This window comes from Flavobacterium sp. Leaf359 (assembly GCF_001423985.1).
Taxonomy (GTDB): domain Bacteria; phylum Bacteroidota; class Bacteroidia; order Flavobacteriales; family Flavobacteriaceae; genus Flavobacterium; species Flavobacterium lindanitolerans.
Genome location: NZ_LMPW01000011.1, coordinates 231,000 through 253,876, shown reverse-complemented (window position 1 = coordinate 253,876; position 22,877 = coordinate 231,000). Strand labels below are relative to the sequence as shown.

At 39.8% G+C, this 22,877-nt stretch carries 15 protein-coding genes; 7 read left to right on the top strand and 8 right to left on the bottom strand.

All coding sequences use genetic code 11. The features are described 5' to 3' along the window. Positions 1-83: 83 nt before the first annotated feature. From ASG38_RS17660 to ASG38_RS07970, 5 genes are all read right to left on the bottom strand, one after another. Entirely contained in the window at positions 84-5,099 is a 5,016-nt protein-coding gene (locus tag ASG38_RS17660; RefSeq protein ID WP_056068913.1) for a T9SS type A sorting domain-containing protein, read from the bottom strand. A gap of 16 nt (positions 5,100-5,115) precedes the next feature. Continuing rightward, entirely contained in the window at positions 5,116-6,231 is a 1,116-nt protein-coding gene (locus ASG38_RS07985) for an ABC transporter substrate-binding protein (protein ID WP_162239675.1), read from the bottom strand. 41 nt (positions 6,232-6,272) lie between these two features. Next, positions 6,273-6,854 carry a phage tail protein gene (locus ASG38_RS07980; RefSeq protein ID WP_056068909.1) on the bottom strand — a complete coding sequence of 194 codons (582 nt, stop codon included), beginning with the start codon at positions 6,852-6,854 and terminating at the stop codon, positions 6,273-6,275. A gap of 549 nt (positions 6,855-7,403) precedes the next feature. Then, entirely contained in the window at positions 7,404-7,889 is a 486-nt protein-coding gene (locus tag ASG38_RS07975) for a hypothetical protein (RefSeq protein WP_056068907.1), read from the bottom strand. A gap of 12 nt (positions 7,890-7,901) precedes the next feature. Beyond that, on the bottom strand, positions 7,902-8,303 hold the full coding sequence (locus ASG38_RS07970; protein WP_056068905.1) for a helix-turn-helix transcriptional regulator: 402 nt from the start codon (positions 8,301-8,303) through the stop codon (positions 7,902-7,904). 417 nt (positions 8,304-8,720) lie between these two features. Here ASG38_RS07970 and ppk1 point away from each other — a divergent pair, with 417 nt between their 5' ends. Then, the gene (gene ppk1, locus ASG38_RS07965) at positions 8,721-10,787 is read left to right on the top strand and encodes a polyphosphate kinase 1 (RefSeq protein ID WP_056068903.1); all 2,067 of its coding nucleotides are present in this window, start codon (positions 8,721-8,723) and stop codon (positions 10,785-10,787) included. Here ppk1 and ASG38_RS07960 read toward each other — a convergent pair. The 3 genes from ASG38_RS07960 to ASG38_RS07950 all read right to left on the bottom strand — a co-directional run bounded on the left by ASG38_RS07960 (position 10,784) and on the right by ASG38_RS07950 (position 14,089). Beyond that, entirely contained in the window at positions 10,784-12,016 is a 1,233-nt protein-coding gene (locus ASG38_RS07960) for a cation:dicarboxylate symporter family transporter (RefSeq protein ID WP_056068901.1), read from the bottom strand. The two genes, ppk1 and ASG38_RS07960, sit on opposite strands and share 4 nt — an antisense overlap. A gap of 70 nt (positions 12,017-12,086) precedes the next feature. After that, on the bottom strand, positions 12,087-12,641 hold the full coding sequence (locus tag ASG38_RS07955; protein ID WP_056068900.1) for a hypothetical protein: 555 nt from the start codon (positions 12,639-12,641) through the stop codon (positions 12,087-12,089). A 185-nt stretch (positions 12,642-12,826) separates the two neighbouring features. Then, positions 12,827-14,089 (bottom strand): sorbosone dehydrogenase family protein, encoded by a 1,263-nt coding sequence (locus ASG38_RS07950; protein ID WP_056068898.1) that lies wholly within the window; start codon positions 14,087-14,089, stop codon positions 12,827-12,829. A 189-nt stretch (positions 14,090-14,278) separates the two neighbouring features. Here ASG38_RS07950 and ASG38_RS07945 point away from each other — a divergent pair, with 189 nt between their 5' ends. The 6 genes from ASG38_RS07945 to ASG38_RS07915 all read left to right on the top strand — a co-directional run bounded on the left by ASG38_RS07945 (position 14,279) and on the right by ASG38_RS07915 (position 22,712). Next, positions 14,279-14,809, top strand: a complete 531-nt coding sequence (locus tag ASG38_RS07945; protein ID WP_056068897.1) for a phosphoribosyltransferase — start codon at positions 14,279-14,281, stop codon at positions 14,807-14,809. A 67-nt stretch (positions 14,810-14,876) separates the two neighbouring features. Then, on the top strand, positions 14,877-15,449 hold the full coding sequence (locus ASG38_RS07940; protein ID WP_056068895.1) for an adenylate kinase: 573 nt from the start codon (positions 14,877-14,879) through the stop codon (positions 15,447-15,449). A gap of 15 nt (positions 15,450-15,464) precedes the next feature. Beyond that, entirely contained in the window at positions 15,465-16,739 is a 1,275-nt protein-coding gene (locus ASG38_RS07935; protein WP_082482183.1) for a hemolysin family protein, read from the top strand. 88 nt (positions 16,740-16,827) lie between these two features. Continuing rightward, positions 16,828-17,841, top strand: coding sequence for a GTPase ObgE (obgE, locus tag ASG38_RS07930; RefSeq protein WP_056068891.1), 1,014 nt, complete (start codon positions 16,828-16,830; stop codon positions 17,839-17,841). 529 nt (positions 17,842-18,370) lie between these two features. Further along, positions 18,371-20,416, top strand: coding sequence for an LTA synthase family protein (locus tag ASG38_RS07920; protein ID WP_056068887.1), 2,046 nt, complete (start codon positions 18,371-18,373; stop codon positions 20,414-20,416). Between the two features lie 148 nt (positions 20,417-20,564). Further along, the gene (locus tag ASG38_RS07915) at positions 20,565-22,712 is read left to right on the top strand and encodes a S46 family peptidase (protein ID WP_056068885.1); all 2,148 of its coding nucleotides are present in this window, start codon (positions 20,565-20,567) and stop codon (positions 22,710-22,712) included. The last annotated feature ends 165 nt before the right edge of the window (positions 22,713-22,877 follow it).

Sequence of the window (22,877 nt, the reverse complement as noted above, 5' to 3'; positions counted from 1 at the left end):
TTTAGCTTTTAATCAGAAAAAAACCGCCCATGCATATTGCATGGGCGGTTTCGGGTAACTATATTCACTTTAACCTAACTAAATTATTCTCTCATCAAGCGTTTTACTTGTGTTCCGTGAGCAGTTGTAATCTTAACCAGATAAACTCCTGAAGGGAATCTTTCCATGTTAAACTGACGGCTTGATTGAGTTGTTGTATTGGTGTCAGAAAGAATAAGCTGTCCGGTGATTGAATAAACTTCTATCTTTTCTGCCGTTATATCTCTTGAGAATTCAACAGTTACAATTCCGTTGGTAGGGTTTGGATACAATCTCATTTTGATGTCTCCAAACTCCGGTACAGAAAGACCACAGAAATTGGTAGGGTCTGTGATAGTTACTGTAGCCGTACCTGTTGCGGTATTGCCGCTGTTATCTGTTACTGTTAATGTTACGGTATTTGGGCCTACATTACTACAGTTAAAAGTGCTAGGCGAAACAGAAATGCTGGCGATGCCGCAATTGTCTGTACTTCCATTGTTCACCTGTGCTGCGGTAATTGTAGCAACTCCTGCCGTAAGTGGTACCGTAATATTGGTAGTAACAACAGTTGGCGGTGTTGTATCTGCGGTGGTAGTAATAGTAAAGCTTTGTGTAGCTGTACAAGAGTTTGCATCAGTTACAGTTACAGTATAGGTTCCTGCCGCTAATCCGGTAGCAGTAGCTCCGGTACCTCCTGAAGGTGCCCATGAGAAGGTATAATTACCTGTTCCTCCTGATACTCCTACTGTAGCCGAACCGTTAGAGCCACCTGTACAACTCACGTTGGACTGTGATGGAACGATTACGATTGGAGAAGGTTGCGTTACGGAAACCGTTCTTGTAATCTGGCACATATTAGCATCAGTGATTGTTACGGTATAGTTTCCGGCCGCAAGTCCAGATGCCGTAGCAGCTGTTCCTCCGGATGGAGCCCATAAATAAGTATAAGCACCTGTTCCGCCAGTAACTGTTACTGTTGCAGAACCATTAGAACCTCCATTACAACTTACGTTAGTGCTGGATGTAGTTGCTGATAATGCAGTAGGTTCAGTTATTGTAAAACTTCTTGTGATTTGACACGCATTGGCATCAGTGATTGTCACCGTATAGGTTCCTGCAGCCAGTCCTGTTGCTGTAGCGCCCGTTCCTCCTGAAGGAGCCCATGAATAGGTGTAAGGAGCTGTTCCGCCCGTCACTGTAACACCAGCGATTCCATTAGTGGCACCGTTACAACTTAGATTTGTCTGCGATGTTGTAGCGGATAATACAGCAGGCTCAGTTATTGTGAAAGTTCTTGTAAGCTGGCAGTTATTGGCGTCAGTTACGGTCACAGTATAAATTCCTGTGGCTAATCCTGAAGCCGTAGCCGCTGTTCCACCGGATGGAGCCCATGAATAGGTATAAGGGCCTGTTCCTCCTGCTATCGTAACTGTAGCGCTTCCGGTAGCACCACCGTTGCAAAGAACATTAGTTTGCGCTGTAGTAGCTGATAGTACAGCAGGTTCAGTTATTGTGACAGTAGTCGTAATCTGGCAGTTATTGGCATCAATTGCAGTTACCGTGTAGGTTCCTGCAGCCAATCCAGAAGCCGTGGCCGCTGTTCCTCCGGATGGAGCCCATGCATAGGAATAAGCGCCTGTTCCTCCTGTTACTGTAACAGTAGCACTTCCGTTAGTACCGCCATTACAACTTACATTAATTTGTGATGTTGTAGCTGATAATATAGCAGGCTCGGTAATTGTGAAGTTTCTTGTAATCTGACAGTTATTGGCATCAGTTATGGTTACCGTATAGGTTCCTGCAGCCAATCCAGAAGCCGTGGCAGCTGTTCCTCCTGATGGGGACCATGAATAAGTATATCCAGGTGTTCCTCCTGAAACCGTAACAGAAGCAGTTCCGTTTGCACCTCCATTGCAGCTAGTATTATTCTGTGATGTGGTGGCTGTCAATGCGGTTGGTTCATTTATTGTAAAACTTCGGGTTGCCTGACAGTTATTGGCATCGGTTACAGTTACCGTATAGGTTCCTGCTGCCAGTCCTGTTGCTGTAGCATTCGTTCCTCCTGATGGAGTCCATGAGTAGGTATATGGTGGCGTACCGCCTGTTGGCGTTACGGTTGCCATTCCGTTAGTACCTCCATTACAACTTGCGTCAGTCTTGCTTCCTGTAGCTGCAGATAAGGCTGTTGGCTGGTTGATAGTAAATGTTCTTGTAACCTGGCAATTGTTACTGTCAGTCACGGTTACTGTGTAAGTTCCCACAGCCAGTCCTGTAGCCGTAGCCGCCGTTCCTCCTGAAGGAGACCATGAATAGGTATAGGGCGGCGTACCGCCTGTTGGCGCTACCGTTGCCGTTCCGTTGGAACCTCCATTACAGCTCACATCTGTTTTTCCGCCGCCTGTTGCAGCAGATAAGGCTGTTGGCTGGTTGATAGTAAATGTTCTTGTAACCTGGCAATTGTTATTGTCAGTCACCGTTACTGTGTAAGTTCCCACAGCCAATCCTGAGGCCGTAGCCGCCGTTCCTCCTGAAGGCGCCCATGAGTAGGTATAGGGTGGCGTACCGCCTGTTGGCGCTACTGTTGCCGTTCCGTTAGCACCGCCATTGCAACTTACGTCTGTTTTGCCGCCGCCTGTTGCAGCAGATAAGGCTGTTGGCTGGTTGATAGTATAGGTTCTTGTAGCCTGGCAACCGTTGAAATCAGTCACAGTTACGGTATAAGTTCCTGCAGTCAGTCCTGTAGCGCTAGCATTCGTGCCTCCTGAAGGAGCCCATGAATAGCTGTAAGGCGGTGTTCCTCCTGTAGCCGCTACGGTTGCTGTTCCGTTAGAGCCACCATTACAGCTTACATCCGTTTTTCCGCCACCTGTTGCAGCAGATAAAGCCGTTGCGGGTTGGTTAACAGTAGCAGTTCTGGTAATCTGGCAACCGTTGAAATCAGTAACGGTTACAGTATAAGTTCCTGCTGCCAATCCTGTTGCCGTAGCGTTCGTTCCTCCTGATGGAGACCATGAATAGCTGTAAGGTGTTGTTCCTCCGGTAGCTGTTACGGTTGCTGTTCCGTTATTACCTCCATTACAGCTTACGTCGGTTTTTGAAATTGTTCCGCTCAAAGCTGCTGCCGGTTGGTTAACAGTAACAGTTCTTGTAATCTGGCAACCATTGTTGTCGGTTACAGTAACTGTATATGTGTTAGCCGCTAGTCCTGTAGCCATAGCGTTGGTTCCTCCTGAAGGAGCCCATGAATAGGTATATGGAGGTGTTCCTCCGCTGGCAGATACGGTTGCAGTACCGTTAGAACCACCATTACAACTTACATCTGTTTTTATGGCTGTGCCACCTAATGCAGCAGTCGGTTGTGTTACTGTAATGCCTGAAACAGTACCTGTACAGCCATTGGCATCCGTAATTGTTACTGAATAAGTACCTGCTGCTAATCCAGAACGGTCTTCGGTTGTAATACCGCCAACCCAGTTATAAGTATAGGGAGGTACTCCTCCGGTAGGAGTTAAATTGATTGCTCCGGTGCTGCCTCCAAAGCAGGCAACATTTGTTACTACTGTTGTTCCGGACACAACTGCAGCAGGTTGTGTTACATTAATGTTGCTGATTGTACGTGTACAGGAATTAGCGTCAGTAATTGTTACTGAATAATTACCAGCTGTCAATCCGGTACGGTCTTCGGTTGTAATACCGCCACCCCAGTTAAATGTATAAGGTGGTGTACCGCCTGATGGAGTCAGGTTGATGGCACCAGTATTGCCTCCAAAGCAAGCAACGTTGGTTACTACCGTACTTCCGTTAAGGACAGGAGGCTGTGTAATTGTAAAATTACGTGTAGCCTGGCATAAATTAGCATCGGTTACTGTCACGGTATAAACTCCTACACCCAGTCCTGTCGCCGTAGCCGCCGTTCCTCCGGATGGAGCCCATGAATAGGTATATGGAGGTGTTCCTCCTGTTGGAGCTACAGTAGCTGTTCCGTTATTACCTCCATTGCAGCTTACGTTTGTTGAGCCTCCTCCAGTGGTCAATACTATAGCCGGATTTACGCTTACTGTTATCGTTGCGCAGGCTCCAGGCGTTACACAACCACCTTCGCCACGAACATAATATGTTGTTGTTGTGGTTGGGCTTACAGAAAATGAACCAGTTGCGGTACTTGTAACTAATGTTCCGCCACAGGAACCGGAATAAACATGCCATGCTGTAGCGCTGTTCAGGCTTCCTGTAATAGTGATGGTCCTGCTGCTTCCATTACAAAGTACAGCCGTAGAGGCTGTCAATGTAGGAACGGTTGGGTTCGTACAGTTGATGCATGTCACAGAAGGTGTTGGAAAATTGGAAGGCTGTATAGGAATGGCCGTGCTGGTAGAATTGTCATGCATCCAGTTAGCAGGATTGTTAATGGCAGCGCGAAGTGCAATAGAAGTTCCTGTTAAAGTTCCGTTGTATTTTGCATTTGCAAATTCTGGCCCTGGAGCCGGATATAATGAGATGCAATTTACTCCGTTTTCTAAGTCGGTTGGTATGGCTGAATCAGACGTTGCCCATAAAGTGCTGTTACTTCCTGTCGCCGGATTCCATGTTGTTACAGGGTCATACTTTGATGAATTGTAATCTCCATGGATTGCTGAAATAAAAACAGGAGCAGCCGGAGCTACACCAGAAGCAGATTGGTAAGCAATAATTTGGTCACCACCGGAAAGATTAAAACTTGTACCCAGTGCAAAAGTAACGCTTCCGCCTCCTGTTACTGTAATTACATCCGGAGCCGTTTCTACAAACGAGATAATCTTGCCGCACGTAATTCCGGGTGGAATAACATAAGCAAGATGCGGTTCGTTTAGGGTATTCATCCATTGGGTTCCGGACCATCCCTGTTCCGTGAAATAGAGCGTCTGTCCGGCAGGAAGGTCATTTAATGCGATAAACGCAAAACCGTCCTGGCCACCGGTATTGTAGCCTATAAAGGCGATATCGCCTTTATTCATTGTCTGTGCTTCCGATTTGACTCCGCTCAGGAGGCAAATCATGAAAAACAGGCAGGCTTTAAAAAAAGTAATTGTTGTTTTCATATGATTGATTTAAGGTTTAATGACACAGATAAGCATTGTGCCAGCCTCCCATAGATTGCGGGCGCTGGTCAGACATGATGTTTTGGATGAACTGTCCGTCATTTTTCAAGACAGTTTCAATTTGGATTCCATCGTCTGTAATTTTGAAAATATAGTTGTCAAAGCTGGTTCTGTTGGTTTCCGGATGGAACTGTATTTTTCCTCTCGGGCCTTCCAGGGCTTCTTCCATTTTGTCAATAAGCTGTTCCAGACTCGGAATACTGTCGTTGTCTTTTAATAAGTTTTCCAGAATCATTCCGGTTTCATAACCCAGTAAACCGAAAATATTTGGAGCCTGATGAAATATAGCCTTATGTTTTTCTACAAAGGATAGGTTCTTTTTGCTTCTTAAACTATCCGACCATGAGGATACAATCATAGTGTTTTTAAGAGCCTCCCTGTTTTCTTCCTTTATCTTATCTGATATAGAAAAAGAAGTGAAATAAAAAGGATAGTCTTGGGTCAGTTTGTTTTTAGTAAGATAGGAAGCATGTTCTTCTGCATAGATGCCGCTGTGGAAAGCAAATATGGCGTCTGGTTTTAATGGAGCCAGTGTCTCCTGCATACAGTCTGCCTCGTTTTCTCTCGGATTCAAAGGCGTGATATAATGTCCTGAAAATTGACTGTCGTTTTGATAAAGTGCCATTTCAATGGCCTGGTTGATGCCATAGCCTGAATCATAATATGAGGACGAAGTGGCTATGTTTTTGTAATTCTGTGATGCAAAATAAGCGCCTAAATGATAGGAACTTTCGGCAATACCAAATGAATTGATATATACGCCTTGTTTCTTTGGCAGAGCATAAGGAAGTGTTGAGCCCATATCCGTAGCCAATAAAAAAAGATTGTGATTTGAAGCGTAGTCATACACGCTTTGGATGTTGCGATGTCCCAAAAAACCAATAAAAATGCTGATATCTTCCTGTAAAGAAAGCTTCTGCATCTTTTCAATAATTATTTTTTCATCTGCGCCAATGCCAATGCTTTCAATAAAAAATTTGACGTCCAGGTCATTTAATTTCATGCCTCGCATAAAATCCCTGTCTAATGATGGGTATTGTTTTGATTGGGGCAACAATATTCCGATTTTCATAAATAATAAAATAAAAGGGGGAAGTGACTCCCCCATATTAATTAGTTTCTGGAAGGAAAAATTCCTTCAAGAGCAATGCTCGTGTATATTCCAAGGTATGGATTACGTATTCCAAAAGGTATACTTCCTCCTGCAATGCCGGTAGTACCGCTGATTACAGATTTCACACCGCCTACTACATTCGTTCCCGTTGGACTTTCTCTGTAGATTTCCGGCATATTACCTGAATCTCCAAATCCGTTGGAACCACCATCAGTAGTATTGCTTCCATTATTGTTGTTAGTAGCAAGGATAGTGGTAGCAACATGAGCCTGACCGTCAACTAAAGGATGAGCGTGCATAGGCATATTGCTTGTTGTTAAAGTTACGTTTTGAATTCCTCCAACTTCTCCCCAAACAACAGGAGTTAGTCCTGGCCCGTTTCCTGGATGAACTACAGATCTTCCTCTCAGGTCGGGAAGAGCGAATGTTGTTTGTCCGTTTCCACCATAGGTAGTCCCTAAAAGCGAAAATAAAGCGGTGTTTTGCGCAATTGACATGATTTGTCCATCACAGAAAGTCCATCCTCTAGGAGGAAAGTTGAATCCAAATGTCTGAATTTGTCCAAGAAATGGTTCGTACATAGTTTTAAAGGTTTAAGTTAATAGTTGAATTATCGAATTTATTTATTCGTATAGGAAGGTGTAATATCAGAAGAAGTATGCCATAGAAAAATGTTCTCGCAATGTGCGAAAGTTTTTCTTTCCTGAAAGTAAGTGCAACGCTGGAATTTTTTGCTTGAAATAAGCAGTCAACTTTCTGAATAGTAGTTGTATGCATAACAAAAGATTTAGCAGGTTAGTTTTTGGGCATGTCTTTAAAACGCTCTGTTTTTTTGACTTTTCAAAGTTGCAATATTTCAAAAACGCATACAATACCACAATTTTGGTATATTTTTTTATCACTAAATTTGGTGATGCGGGTAGTGGCTTTTTTCTGCCTGTAGAAATTAAAAAAGAGTGTTTTTTATGACAGTGTGCGAAGAAGTAAAACACGCAGACTGATTAGAGAAAATAATTGTTCGGAAGAATATTAAAATGAAATAGAAACAAAAATGTTTACGCCCAATAAATCCCTAAGCATTAGCAAGGAACCTTAGTCCCTCAATCCCTTAATAACTTATCAACTCAGCTTTAAAGCCACTTTTGTTCCCCGTCTGTAGAATCGAGAATTTTAATGCCAAGGACGTCTGCCATATCTTTGGCAACAGCAAGAGCTTCTTTTTTGGAATTGGACTTATATAATGTAATAGGCCTTCTGTCTTCCCAAAAAGAATTGACAATATAGGAATTGCTTGTGAGTGCAGGCCAGTTGGCAGCGGGACTATTTAGTGTTTCCCGTGATTTATAGACAGAAATGTATTCCGTTTTTGGAAAAGATTCCCATTCGCCAAATACAATACCCAGAAAAGAATATAGCTTACGATAGTATTTTTGTTCTGTGTTGATTTCGATTCCCGTACAGACAGAGTTGCTGATAAGCAGGCCAAGGCCAATTATAAGTGTGACAATTCCAAACGCTTTTTGTTCTCCGGAAAGCAATATAATGCTGGCAAAAATGAAAACAGCAGAAATTATTCTCTCTAAAAAGGGTTTCTTAATATAACGGATATTAGGCACAACAAGAAAAGTTTATGCCTGTTCAAAATCAGAGTCAGGATTCCTCTTCACCAGATTTGAATCGATAATCTTTTTTAGAAAATCCTTATCGCTTCTGAGGTCTTGAACTTCACGTTGTAAAATTTCAATAGTTTGGTTTTTGGCATCAACCACATTCGGAATAAATTCACCGTCCGGTTCATTTAAAATCACGTTGTCCGGTTGTTGAAACTCTTTTTCATAAGCCGTGCCTTTAATGAAATAATAAACAGATGCATTTACCGCTTTTGAAACCTCGATTAAAAAATCCAAAGTAATCTCTTTCGATTTGAATCGGTTTTGAAGATTTTGAGGAGAAATGTTTAATCTCTTTGCGACTTCAGTCATTTGGATGTCAAGTGATTGTAATTTCTTTTTTAAAATTTTTCCATCCATATGAAAAATAAATTTGTTTATTATAAATTAAATTATTTACTTTGCTTTGTAGAAATGTGGAAATACAACAAATCGTAACAAAACAAACAACGAATATAGAAAAAAATATATCGTCATGGCACCCTATATGTCATTTCTTTACGTAAAAGACAATCGTAAAGTTATTGATTTTTGCTTATTCCATAAGCAAAAAATAAAAAATACTCCCACAAAATTTGCACTGCAAGCCAAAACAGATGGAAACGTTACTACTTTATTACGTTTGCCATTCGGGTAATTATTGGTTATTCCGAAATAGGCGAAAACCGTTTTGTGTTGTAATTGTAAACAAAAAAGAAGTATAAAAGCAAACGATAATAGTATCTTAATGATATAATCATCATAAATTAATACTTTTATAACTACTTTAAAAACGATATGATTCTGGAAACCAAGACCAAAGAAGTAAGCCAGAAACCTGATTTTTTTGACAGAGATATCAGCTGGCTTTCATTTAACCAAAGAGTGCTTCTTGAAGCAGAAGCCAATGACGTGCCGCTTTTTGAAAAAATAAAGTTTCTTTCCATCTATTCTTCCAATCTTGATGAATTTTACAGAGTTAGGATACCGTCATTAATGGCACTCAAAAAAATTTCCAAAAACAAAAAGGAAAATAGCTTTGCCTATCAGCACATTCTGGATAAAATACAGCATATTGTTGACGACCAGCAACGGGTTTTTGGAACAATAATGACCCAAAAGATTCTTCCCGCACTCGAAAAAGAAAAATACCATCTGCTGTACAACGAGCCAATTCCTGAAAACATCCACAACGAAATAACCCATTACTTTTTTAAAGAAGTATTGGCATTCCTGCAGATTGTAGAAATAACAAAGGAAACGGATTTCTTTCCGGAAAACAACAAATTATACAAACTTGTTGTTGTCGAAGAAAATACAGACACACACCAGCTGTTTCTTCTAAACATACCATCAGACGATTTGCCACGATTTTTTGCCGTTAAGAAAGGAGCAAAAACCTACATCCTTTTTCTGGACGATATTATCAAATTTGGCTTGAAATTTATTTTCAAAGACCAGAAACTGCCGGCAGATTATAACTTCAAAATAACGCGCGATGCGGCTCTGGAACTTGACGACGAATATGATGAGGCTATTGCCGAAAAAATGGAGAAGAAGATTGCCAAAAGAGATTACAGCTTTGCCACCCGTTTTTTATTCGATTACCGAATGCCGCCGCCTTTTTTACAGTCGCTGATAGATACTTTCAAGCTAAAAGATGCCACGATTGTTCTGGGCGGAAGCTACCATAATCTAAAGGACCTGGCTTCATTACCGCTAAAAAAACAAAGCCTTTCTTATACCGAAATGGTTCCGGTTTCTTTAGACGCCCCTGTAGCAAAGAGTATTTTTGATACCGTTGCAGAAAAAGACCTGATGCTGCATGTGCCATATCAGTCCTACGACAGCGTACTCCGTTTTTTTAACGAAGCTTCCATACATCCCAACGCCGAAGAAATATATGTAACGCTTTATCGCGTGGCAAGTGATTCAAGAATTGCCAATGCACTCATTAGTGCCGCCAGAAACGGGAAGAAGGTGACTGTTGTAGTAGAACTGAAAGCCCGTTTTGACGAAGCGAACAATATAAAATGGTCAAAACAATTGAAAAAAGCCGGAGTTAAAATCGTACACAGCATCCCGTCACTAAAAGTACATGCCAAAATAGCGCCGGTAAAGTTTAAAAAACAAAGTAAACTCCCGTCTATAGGATTATTGGCTACCGGAAACCTGAATGAAAATACGGCCCGTTTTTATACAGACCATATATTAATGACGGCTCATAAGGAAATGCTGAAAGATTTGGAAAAGACTTTCCTTCTTTTGGCTACCATCAAAAAAAATCCGAAGAGATACAAAATGGATTTTAAGCATTTGCTCGTGGCTAAATTCAATCTGCGGGAAAAATTTATCAAACTCATTGATAATGAAATCCAGAACAAAATAAAAGGACTTGCTGCCGGAATCACCATCAAGCTGAACAACCTGGAAGAAAAAAGCCTGATTGAAAAATTATACGAAGCTTCAAATGCAGGAGTAAAAATCCAACTGATTGTTCGTGGAATTTGCTGCCTTGTACCGGGAATTCAGGGCAGAAGCGAAAACATTACGGTTCGCAGAATCGTAGACAGGTATCTCGAACACGGACGTATTTTTGTATTCGAAAATAATGGCAATCCGTTACTGTTTATGGGGTCTGCCGATTGGATGAACAGGAATATATACCACAGGATAGAAGTCTGCTTTCCGGTATATGACCCCATTCTCAAAGAAGAAATGCTCGATATTCTTAAAATTCAGTTAGACGATAATGTCAAGGCTTCTTTATTAGGAACATCGCTCGAAAATATTCCGGTAAGAAATGAAAAAGAACCAATAAGTTCACAGGAAAAAATTCACGAATACCTGAAACGGAAATCCTAATCGAGCTCCATTGGATTTTCAATATCGACAAACTCGTTTTCGTTTTTAGAAATTACAATAGTCGCCACACCGTTGCCAATAAAATTGGTAATGGCTCTTGCTTCGCTCATGAATTTGTCAACCCCTAAAAGAAAAGCCAATCCTTCAAGCGGAATTTTGTGAATAGCTGTAAGTGTTGAGGCCAAAACAATAAAGCCGCTTCCGGTAACTCCGGCTGCTCCTTTTGAAGTAATCATCAGCAGTCCGATAATAGTCAGTATTTCCCCAAAAGAAAGATGTACATTATATAACTGTGCTAGAAAAATGACACACATTGAAAGATAGATAGAAGTGCCGTCCAGATTAAACGAATATCCGGTTGGCACTACAAGTCCCACGACTGATTTGCTGCATCCCAGTCGTTCCAGCTTATCCATCAGATTGGGCAATGCAGGTTCAGAAGATGAAGTTCCTAACACAATCAAAAGCTCCGCTTTCAGGTACTTTATCAGGTCCCAGATTCTCATTTTATAGTAGCGCATGATACCGCCCAAAATTAAAAAGATAAAAACGGCCATAGTCAGGTAAACAGTAAACATCAGTTTTCCTAAAGGAATCAAAGTATGCAATCCGAACTTTCCTACTGTATAGGCCATGCCTCCAAATGCGCCTAATGGTGCCAGGAGCATCACAAACTTTAAAGCCTTGAAAACAATTTTTGAAGCTTTGTATAAGGTAGCTACTACAGATTCGCGTTTGTTGTAATAATTGAGCAGAATGCCGCAAACAATAGCCAGGGCTAAAACCTGCAAGGTGAAGTTATCCATGAAAAACTGCCACCAGTCAAATTCAGTCCTTGGATTGGAAGTGTATTTTGAAGCATCCTGAATATCAAGGCCGGACTTGTCGATTTTTCCGGGTTGGATAATATAAGCCGCTATAATGCCAATAGCCAGGGCAAATGTGGTAACGATTTCAAAATAAACCAGCGCTTTTATCCCGATGCGCCCCACTTTTCTGAGGTCGCCCATACCACTGATTCCTAAAACAATAGTAAGAAAAATAATCGGGGCGATAAAAAGCTTGACAATCTGGATGAAAGTATCACCTATGACCTTCATTTTTGTGCCGGTTTCAGGCAAATAATGTCCAACCAAAACACCAGAAATAATTGCTATCAGCACCCAAAAAGTAAGATTGGTGACTATTTTGAATAAAAGGCCATTATTTTTTGCAATGCTTTCGCCCATAAAAGGAAATTAAAGCGTGCAATTTAAAGTCTTAAAATGAATTGGCTCGCAAAAAGAAGATATTTTTTAGCTATTTCAGCTTTTTCAGGATTTCTTTTGAAGCTAATTTGTATGCCGCCGAATGATTTGGATAATCCTGTGTCAAAATAGTCTTGAGTTCCGGATATATCCAGTCGTTTATTTTTCCAAAAGCATAAAGAGCCCTCATGGCATAAGCCTTGGTGGCTACTTTCTGGTCGCTGATAAGCCAGTCAAAACAGGATTCTACCATCAGTTCCAACTGCTCGTCTGTTAGAAAAATTGCTCCCGACTTTTTCTTTTTCAAATGGTAGGTTGCTGAAAAAAGACAGATTTTAGAAACAGAACGCAATGCCCCGTCATGCGAATAGGACGACAGTGTCTTGCTAAAAACATCAAGATAGGGAATAAGCCATTCAATATGCTTTTCAAAAACCAATTCCGAAGTCCAGCAGGCTTTATAATGATTTTTGTTTTTGGTGTCTAACAGCACGCCCATTAAAACAGGCAACAGTTCCGGGTTGGCAGAAATGCTGTCAGATATTAATTCGCGGCTTTGCCTGTGTGCCGTGCTATTTTCTAATTTTTTAATAAAATCAGAACTCATTTGGTTTGTTGATTTTAAACTGTCGTAAAAGTATTAAAATAATTACTAAGTGTTTATGGCAAAAGGAACTGCTAAAGAGATACATTATTAATCAACTTGGCGGCTCAGCGCCTTTGCGTGAAATAATTCATTGCAAAGGCGCTGAGCCGCTAACGATGTCAAAAGTTTTAATGTATCTGTATGGCTTATTTTTTAAAAGCCACTCTCCATATCGTATTGCCGCTGTCGTCATTCACCAATAACGAGCCGTCTTTCATAACCGTCACAGCAACAGGACGTCCGTAAACTTCCGCTTTTTCTTCGTTGGCAATGAATCCGGTCAGGAAATCTTCGGGTTTTCCGGAAGGCTTTCCGTTTTTAAAAGGTACAAAAAGCACTTTGTATCCGCTTAGTTTTGAACGGTTCCAGGAGCCATGCTGTCCTACAAAAGCCCCGTTTCTGTATTTAGCCGGAAAAACATCCTGGTTATAAAAAGCAAATCCGAGTGAAGCGGTATGTGCACCAACAGAAACATCGGGAATGATAGCCTTAGCAACCAGTTCTTTTCCCTGTCCTTTCATTCTTGGGTCTGGAATCTGTCCGTAATAGGAATAAGGCCAACCGTAAAAACCTCCTCTTTTTACGCTTGTAATATAATCAGGAACAAGTTCGTCACCCAAATCATCGCGTTCGTTTACGGCAGTCCAGAGTTCGTTGTTGGCAGGATTCCAATCCATTCCAACAGGATTTCGCAAGCCGTTGGCATAAATTTGTTCTCCTGTTCCGTCAGGATTGATTTCTAAAATATTGGCGCGCCTTTTTTCTACTTCCATCCCGTGCTCAGCATTGTTACTGGCAGAGCCTACGGAAACATATATTTTTGAACCGTCAGCATTGGCAAGCAGATTTCTTGTCCAGTGATTGTTATAACCTCCGGCAGGAAGTTCCAGTATTTTTGTTCCGTTTCCTCTTAGCTTTAAGTCACCTGCGCTGTATGGAAAACGAAAAAGACCATCAGTATTGGCTATGTAAAAATAATTATCAAGAATCAGCATCCCGAAAGGCATGTTGAGCCCGTCTTTAAAAATTTCACGGGTCTCAAAAACACCATCACCATCCTTGTCTCTGAAAATAGTAATTTGGTTGGCGCTTTTAAAAGTGTTGCTTTCCACTACAAAAATATCATTGTTGGGAGCAATATAGGTCCAGCGTGGATTTTTCAATCCGTCTGCAAATTTCGTTACCACAAATCCTTCCGGAGCCTTAGGTGTAACTCCTTCAGGCCACTCTTTCATGCGGCTTATTTTTCGGGCAGATTCTGTAGCATACGGAGCAGGAAGTTCCAAATCGCCTACAGCAGTTTTTACAATAGTAGTACTATTTTTTACAGGCGGTTTCTTTTCTTGTCCGTTACAGGATAAGAATGAAAAAGCAATGCAGGAAAGTAGGGGTAAAATACGTGTTTTCATAGCTTGAAAAAATTAGTGGTTGTATTTTCAGGATATTGAATTTACTGATTTTAAATTTTTTATCTTCGGAGTTTAAAGAATATTAAAAAACATTTAACAAAAATAAAATTGTAATAAAACTGAAATAAATTGTAAAATAGCTGGATTCTATTTTAGTATATTTGCAACTTATTATTTAATAAAATCATTGTGATACAACTTCACGACAAACATTTTGTTCCTTTCATCAGCGGAAAGGAAATCGATTCAGCTATAGCCAAAATGGCGCAGGAAGTAGCTGAAGACCTAGACGAAGAGATACCCTTATTTGTGGGCGTCTTAAACGGCGCCTTTATGGTGGTTTCAGATTTTATGAAACACTATCCGAAAGCCTGCGAAGTAAGCTTCGTAAAATTAGCCTCCTATGAGGGCACTACTACAACCCATGAGGTAAAAAAACTCATCGGACTTAATCAAGATTTATCGGGAAGAACCGTTGTCGTAATAGAAGATATTGTCGACACAGGAAATACTTTGGTCGAGCTGAAAGCAATGTTTGAGTCCCAAAATGTAAAGCAGCTTAAATTCGCTACCTTATTTTTAAAGCCCGAAGCATACAAAAAAGACATAAAAATTGATTATATTGGTATTGAAATTCCAAACAAATTCATTGTAGGCTACGGCCTGGATTATGATGGGCTCGGAAGAAACATTCCGGAAATATACCAATTGAAAGATTAAGTCGGATTAGAAAATGAAATATTTTGGATTGAAAAATCCTGGCATATAATAACTCACAACTAACAAAATGATTAATATCGTATTATTTGGGAAGCCTGGAGCAGGAAAAGGAACCCAGGCTGAATTCTTAAAAAAGAAATACAATCTGACCCATCTCTCAACAGGAGATATTTTTAGGTTCAATATTAAAAATGAAACAGAGCTTGGCAAATTAGCCAAGACCTATATGGATAAAGGAGATTTGGTTCCGGATGAAGTAACCATCCAGATGCTTCAAAGTGAAGTAGATAAAAACCCGGAATCTAAAGGATTTCTTTTTGACGGATTCCCAAGAACCCTGTCACAGGCAAAAGCTCTGGATAACTTTTTGGAATCTAAAAACGAAGAAATAACGGCAACGGTTGCTTTGGAGGCCAATGATGAAATTTTGGTAAAAAGACTTTTGGAAAGAGGAAAAACTTCAGGAAGACCAGATGACCAGGATGAAGAAAAAATCAGAAACCGTTATCAGGAATACAACGAAAAAACAGCTCCTTTAATGGACTATTATAAAGCACAGAATAAATTTCACGCTGTGGACGGAATTGGTTCCATAGAAGAAATTACACATCGGTTAAGTACAGTAATCGATAGCCTTTAACTTAATTTATAAAACTTGGAAATAGCTATAATTTTCTTTTTAATCCTTTTGAATGGTGTTTTTTCGATGTCGGAAATCGCATTGATATCAGCGCGAAAAAACAGGTTGGAAACTTCTGCAAAAAAAGGGAATCCCAGCGCCAAAACTGCTTTGGATTTGGCCAATTCGCCAAACAAATTTTTGTCGACTGTTCAAATCGGAATCACATTAATCGGAATCTTAACAGGTATTTATTCAGGTGATAATATCACTGGCGATGTAAAGATTTTCCTGGACCAGTATGAATTCCTGCAGCCGTATTCAGCAAACCTTTCGGTTGGAATCGTGGTTGTTATCCTGACATTCTTCTCCTTGGTGCTTGGCGAATTGCTTCCTAAAAGAATCGGGCTCAATTATCCTGAAACAATTGCAAAGACGGTAGCCTTGCCTATGAAAGTAATTTCGATAATTACCGCGCCTTTTATCTGGCTTTTGACCATTTCAACAGAATCTTTGCTGAAATTGTTCAGAATCAGGCCAACGGCAGACGGTAAAGTTACCGAAGAAGAAATTAAGGCCATCATCAAAGAAGGAACTGAAGTAGGAGAAGTACAGGAAATCGAACAGGACATTGTGGAACGTGTATTCCATATTGGTGACAGAAAGGTAAACTCCTTGATGACCCACAGGAAATCGGTTGACTATCTTTCATTGGAAGATGACCTTCCTACACTTAAACAAAAAGTTCTGGATGAAATTCACTCCGTTTATCCGGTTTGTGAAGAAAGCCTGGACGAAGTTGTTGGGGTTGTGCTGTTAAAAGATTTGTTTGCCAAATTTGAAAGCGGCGACTTCAACCTTAGAGATATAATGAAGGAGCCGGTCTATCTGATAGAACATACTTCTGCCTATAAGGCATTGGATATTTTCAAGAAAACCAAAGTACACTATGCCATAGTAACAGACGAATACGGAATCACACAAGGTATGATTACCCTAAACGACATTCTGGAAGCTCTGGTAGGCGATGCGTCAGATTTCTATCATGAAGAATTCCAGCTTGTGGCAAGAGAAGATGGTACCTGGCTGGTTGACGGGCATTATTCGTTACACGACTTTTTGACCTATTTTGATTTGGATGAACTGATTAACGATTATGAAGTTACGACAGTAAGCGGCCTAATCATGACAGAGCTTTCCTATATACCAAAACAGGGCGAAAAATTAATCTGGAACTTATTTGAATTAGAAGTTATAGATATGGACGGCGTTAAAATCGACAAGGTTTTAGTCCGTTCGCTAAAAGAATAAACAAAAAGAAACAGTATAAAGTTTAAGGTTTAGAGTTGTCAGTATACTGTAGCTTTAAACCTTAAACTTTACACTTTAAATAAAGAAAATGACAGAGGGAAATTTTGTAGATTACGTTAAGATTTATGTTTCTTCCGGAAAAGGAGGAAAAGGGTCGACGCATTTGCATAGAGAGAAATTTATTGAAAAAGGTGGTCCTGACGGAGGTGACGGAGGACGAGGCGGACACGTATATCTGGTAGGAAACAAAGGACTTTGGACATTGTTCCATTTAAAATTTGCAAAACACGTCAAAGCCGGACATGGTGGCGACGGAGGAAGTGCCAGAAGTACAGGTGCTGACGGAGAAGATAAGTATATTGAAGTGCCGTTGGGAACCGTAGTACGCGATAAAGAAACCAACGAAATCTTATTCGAAATCACCGAACACGGTGAAAAAAAGATTGTAGTAAAAGGCGGAAAAGGCGGATTGGGGAACTGGCATTTTAGAAGTTCCACAAACCAAACCCCGAGATATTCGCAGCCCGGAATGCCAGCTAACGAACTGGATATTATTCTGGAACTTAAAGTTCTGGCCGATGTAGGTTTGGTAGGATTTCCAAATGCGGGAAAATCGACTTTGCTGTCTGTACTGACATCTGCAAAACCAAAAATTGCGGATTATCCGTTTACAACCCTGAAACCAAATCTTGGAATCGTAGCCTACAGAGATTTCCAATCGTTTGTAATGGCAGATATTCCCGGAATTATTGAAGGCGCTGCCGAAGGCAAAGGACTCGGGCATTATTTCTTAAGACATATCGAAAGAAACTCAGTATTGCTGTTTTTGATTCCTGCTGATGCAGACGATATTAAAAAAGAATATGAAATTCTTTTGGATGAGCTGCGACGCTATAATCCGGAAATTTTAGATAAGGAACGCTTTATCGTAATTTCTAAATCAGACATGCTTGATGAGGAACTGAAAGCAGAAATGAAAGCACAGTTGGACAAAGAGTTTAAAGGTTTGAAATATCACTTTATATCATCAATAGCAAACCAGGGATTGGTCGAATTAAAAGACAAACTTTGGCAGATGTTGAATGCTGAAGAAAATCAGTAATAAAAGACAAACAAATATAAAAGGCGACCATCAGGTCGCCTTTTATATTTTATTTTCGTCTACCCGCTTGAAAAAATCATCTTTATAGGCGTCAACAGGTAACTCCTTATTGTTGATGAAAACAGAGAAATTATAAGTTGGTTCGATTTGTTTTACCTACACTTTAGTGTAGTATGCATTGCCGTATTCCAAATTTACATTTCAGGCATCAACCAGCCCTGATGTAAGGCCAAGCGGCGTTATCAATACGGAAAGTGTCTTTCAGGATATTGTAATTGACGACAGCCAGAACGCATTGCGAAAAGCAATAGAAGTGATACAAAAAGAAAAATTGAAGCATCTTCAAGGATGCTTTTTTTATGAGTTTAAAATGGTTGATATAAATTTTTCAGGCACGTAAACCGAATGTGAATTATTCGTTATTTTTGTGTGAACAAACGTTTTACTTCGATTCCCCACCGCTTCTTCTGGAACCACAGAATTAGTTTTAGGACTTGTCTTGCAGAAGAACATAATAGAGTTAGATTTTATGAAAATCAACTGGAAAAATGATTTTACCGTTATGCTGTTGCGGCTTTTGGTCGTTTATGTCGCATTCATGCTCGGAAGATTTATCTTTTATTTTTTTAACGACCACCTGATTGACCCTATCCACCACAAGGATATTTTTTCTTTGCTTCGCGGAAGCCTGATGTTTGATACGGTTTCCATACTTTATCTGAATTTGCCTTTTATTTTTTTGTCGCTGTTGCCTTTTCGGTTTCGGGAAAAAGAAAACTATCAGAAAAGGCTTTTCTGGGTTTACATGATTTCAAACAGCCTCGGGCTACTGGTCAATTTTGCGGATGTGTTTTATTATCCATACAAACAGTCCCGATTGGTTTTAGGAGATTTGTTTTTGGTTAAGGAAGACAGTTTCTCACTTTTGATACTCGACTTTATGGTTGACTACTGGTATGGCTTTATCTTCTATTTTCTTGTACTGGCTATGCTTTGTGTGGGCTATAGACGTATAGGATATGGAAAATCCATATTATCAAACAATAGAGATTACTATGTGGTTAATTCGGCATATCTGGGTGTAATGGTTTTTCTAACCGTTTTTTTGGTGAGGGGAGCCAGTCTTTCAAAAGCTTCTTTCCCCATTTCGATGAGCGATGCTTTTCTTTATACAAGCAATGCTTCCCATACTTCCTTGATATTGAGTAATCCTTTCTGCCTTTTCAGGACAATAGGTAAATCTAAAAAAGTGCCTAAGCTTGAATATTTTGATAAAAGTACTGCCGAAACCTATGTGCCTACGACTCACATGCCGTCGTCTTCAGGCAGATTTAAGATTGACCGGAATACCAATGTTTTTATCATAATTTTAGAAAGCTTCGGAAAAGCCCATATCAAAAGCCTTTCCGACCAGTTCAAGCCTAAACAGGAAACGCATACGCCGTTTTTAGATTCGCTGTTTAATGAAGGTTATCTCTTTACGAATGCGCATCAAAACGGCTACCGGTCTATGGATGCCTTGCCGGCCATTTGGGCTTCAATTCCTACTTTCAAAGAACCGTTTCTTTCCTTGCCAAATTCTGTTGCCGATTATCATGCGTTGCCGGCCTGCATGAATGAAATGGGCTACCATACGGCTTTTATGCACGGTGCTGTAAAAGAATCGATGGGATTTGTGTCTTTTGGAAAAAACCTCGATATTAAAGAATTCCAGTCCAGAGAAGAATATGAAGATGCAAAAGGAGATGATGACTTTGATGGGAAATGGGGGATATGGGACCATAAATTCTGGCCTTTTGTTCACGAAAAAATCAACGTGATGCCTAAACCTTTTTTTACGACTGTTTTTACGCTTTCATCCCATCATCCGTTTAGTATTCCGGCAGAATTTAAAGGCAGGTTTGCAGAAGGAACGCTCCCGATACACCGTGTGATTAAATATTCTGATTATGCGCTGAAGACTTTTTTTGAAGGAATAAAAAAGGAACCGTGGTATAAGAAAACTCTCTTTGTCATAACGGCAGACCATGCTTCCGGGGCAGATTCGCCAAAGTTTTTAAAGCCGCCTTTTGATTATTCTATTCCGATTTTGTTTTATCATCCGGGAAAAAACTTTAAAGGAACAGATGATAAGATTATGCAACATATAGATATCATGCCCACACTTTTAGGAATGCTGGATTATGATAAGCCTTATTTTGCCTTTGGTAAAAATCATTTTAATAAAGAGGAGCAGGAAAATCATTTTGCAATTAATTTTTCAAATAGTGCCTTTAATTGTACAACCGATTCCTATTATTACCAGTTCAATGAAAAAGACATATTGGTCAAATCCGATTACAGAAAAGACCCACTATGGAAAAATAATCTGCTGAAATGTAAAATTCCGCAAGACGAAAAGAATGTTTTGTACTTCAAGGCATTTATTCAGCAGTATTATTCGCATCTGAACGAGAGAAATTTTCTGCCGCAACAAAAAAGCAGGAAAGCAAAGGAAATAGCAGGTCGTGATGAAGATATCATATTAAAAGCGCAGGAAACAAGAAGTCTAAAACAAAAGTTAAAATTGCGATAACGATTTAGTTTTCTCCTCGTTTATAAGTCTAAAATTCTAAAATGGAGTTATATTCGCATCGCAAAAATATATGTCAGGCAGTCAAAATGTAACAAAAAATCATTTTATGCGACTACTCACATACCTATTAAACTTTAAATACTAATAAATGAAAAAAATTATTTTATCCTTAATTACGGCTATACTGCTTGTTCCTACAACAGTAAAGGCTGACGAAGGGATGTGGTTCCTGATGTTCATTGAGCGTTTGAATCACCGTGACATGCAAAAAATGGGATTGCAACTGACTTCTGAGGAAATCTACAGTATCAACCATTCAAGTATTAAAGATGCAATTGTTCAGTTCAATGGTGGCTGTACTGCAGAAATTATTTCTAATCAAGGTTTGGTTTTGACCAACCACCACTGTGGTTATGATGCGATTGCTGAAGTTTCTACTCCAAAAGACAACTATTTGAGAGATGGTTTCTGGGCAAAAGACAAGAAATCTGAAATCAAGCCAAACTCACTTTATGTACGTTTCTTTGTGAGAATGGATGATGTTTCAAAAAGAATTCTTTCTAAAGTAAATGACGGCATGAGCGAGGCTGAGCGCGAAAAAGTAATCAACCAGGAAATTGCTAAAATCCAAAAAGAAAATGACGAAGGAGGAAAATATACTGTTTCTGTTCGTTCTTTTTTCCAGGGAAATGAATATTACTATTTCGTTTATCAAGACTATAAAGACGTTCGTTTAGTTGGAACTCCACCGGAAAGCATTGGAAAATTCGGAGGTGACACAGACAACTGGGAATGGCCACGTCACACAGGAGATTTCTCTATGTTCAGAGTTTATGCTGACAAAGACGGAAATCCTGCTGAATATTCTCCGGACAACGTTCCGTTAAAGCCTAAGCACCACTTGCCAATCAGCTTGAAAGGTGTTCAGGAAAATGATTTTGCTATGATTTTAGGTTATCCGGGTAGAACAAACCGTTGGATGCCGGCCGGAGGAATTGAGCAAAATGTAAAATTTGCATACCCTGCATGGGTTGAAGGTTCTAAAGCAGGAATGGATGCTATGAAATTCCACATGGACAAAAGCGACCAGGTTCGTTTAAACTACGCTTCTAAATATGCTTCTGTGGCCAACTATTGGAAAAACCGTCAGGGAATGATTGATGCATTGACAAAGTTCAAAACTGCAGCTACAAAACAAAAAGAAGAGGCAGAGTTCAACAAATGGGCAAACAAGCCGGAGAACAAGCAGAAATATGGTGATGTAGTTGCTACTATCAACAATTACTACAAAGCAACAAACGAAAAATCAAGACACGATAACTACCTGATTTCTATTTTAAGAAACAGCAGCCTGGCTGGTGGTCCTGCAAGTTTAGGAAACGGAATCGCTGCTTATGCCAAAGAAAATGATGCTAAGAAAGCAGAAATGCTTCCTAGACTTCAGGCAGCAATTGACGGTGTTTACGAAGGTTTCTACCTTCCATTGGAAAGAGATGTATTGATTGCAGAATTAAACCTTTATGCTAAAAAAGCAGGTTACAAACTTGACCCGTTCATTGAAGGGCTAGCCAAAGAAAACAACAATGACTTCACGAAATTTGTAGACCAGGCTATCGCAGAGAGCGCTTTTGCTACAAAAGAAAAAGCTGAAGCATTTTTGAAAAATCCAAATGTGGATGCATTGAAAAATGATAAGTTGTATTTACTTTCATCTAGCATTTTGGCTACTTACAGAAGCAAGCCGGAAGATTTGGCGAAGTTGGAAAATGATTTCCAAAAGTCATTCCGTCTTCTTGTAGAAGGATTGCGTGAGTCTAAACTTAACAAAATCAAATATCCGGATGCAAATTCAACTTTGCGTCTGACTTATGGTAAAGTTCGTGCATTACCTGCTGATAAGAGAAATGATGCAAAAATCAACAACTATACTACACTTCAGGGAACAATCAAAAAATACAAGCCAAACGACCAGGAGTTTGATTTGCCTAAGAGATTGATTGAATTGAACGAGAAAAAAGATTTTGGACCATATGCTGATAAAAAAGGATATATGCCTGTAAACTTCCTGACAGACAACGATATTACAGGAGGTAACTCAGGTTCTCCGGTATTGAATGGAAAAGGAGAGCTTATTGGTGTAGCTTTTGACGGTAACATCGAAGCTATGGCCGGTGACGTAATCTTTGATTCTAAACTACAAAGAACAATCAACGTTGATATCCGTTATGTTTTGTTTATCATTGACAAATATGCCGGTGCAAAACATATCATTGACGAAATGACAATCGCAAAATAATTTTCAGATTAGTTATTAGTTCAAATAAATTAAAAAGCCGTTTCAGTTTTGAAACGGCTTTTTTTATTGATGCGGATTTGCAGGAATTATTCTGAATATCTGAAATTCGGGATAGTATTTGGACATAGTTTTTTAGTTAGCCAAAACACATAAAATCCATCCCGC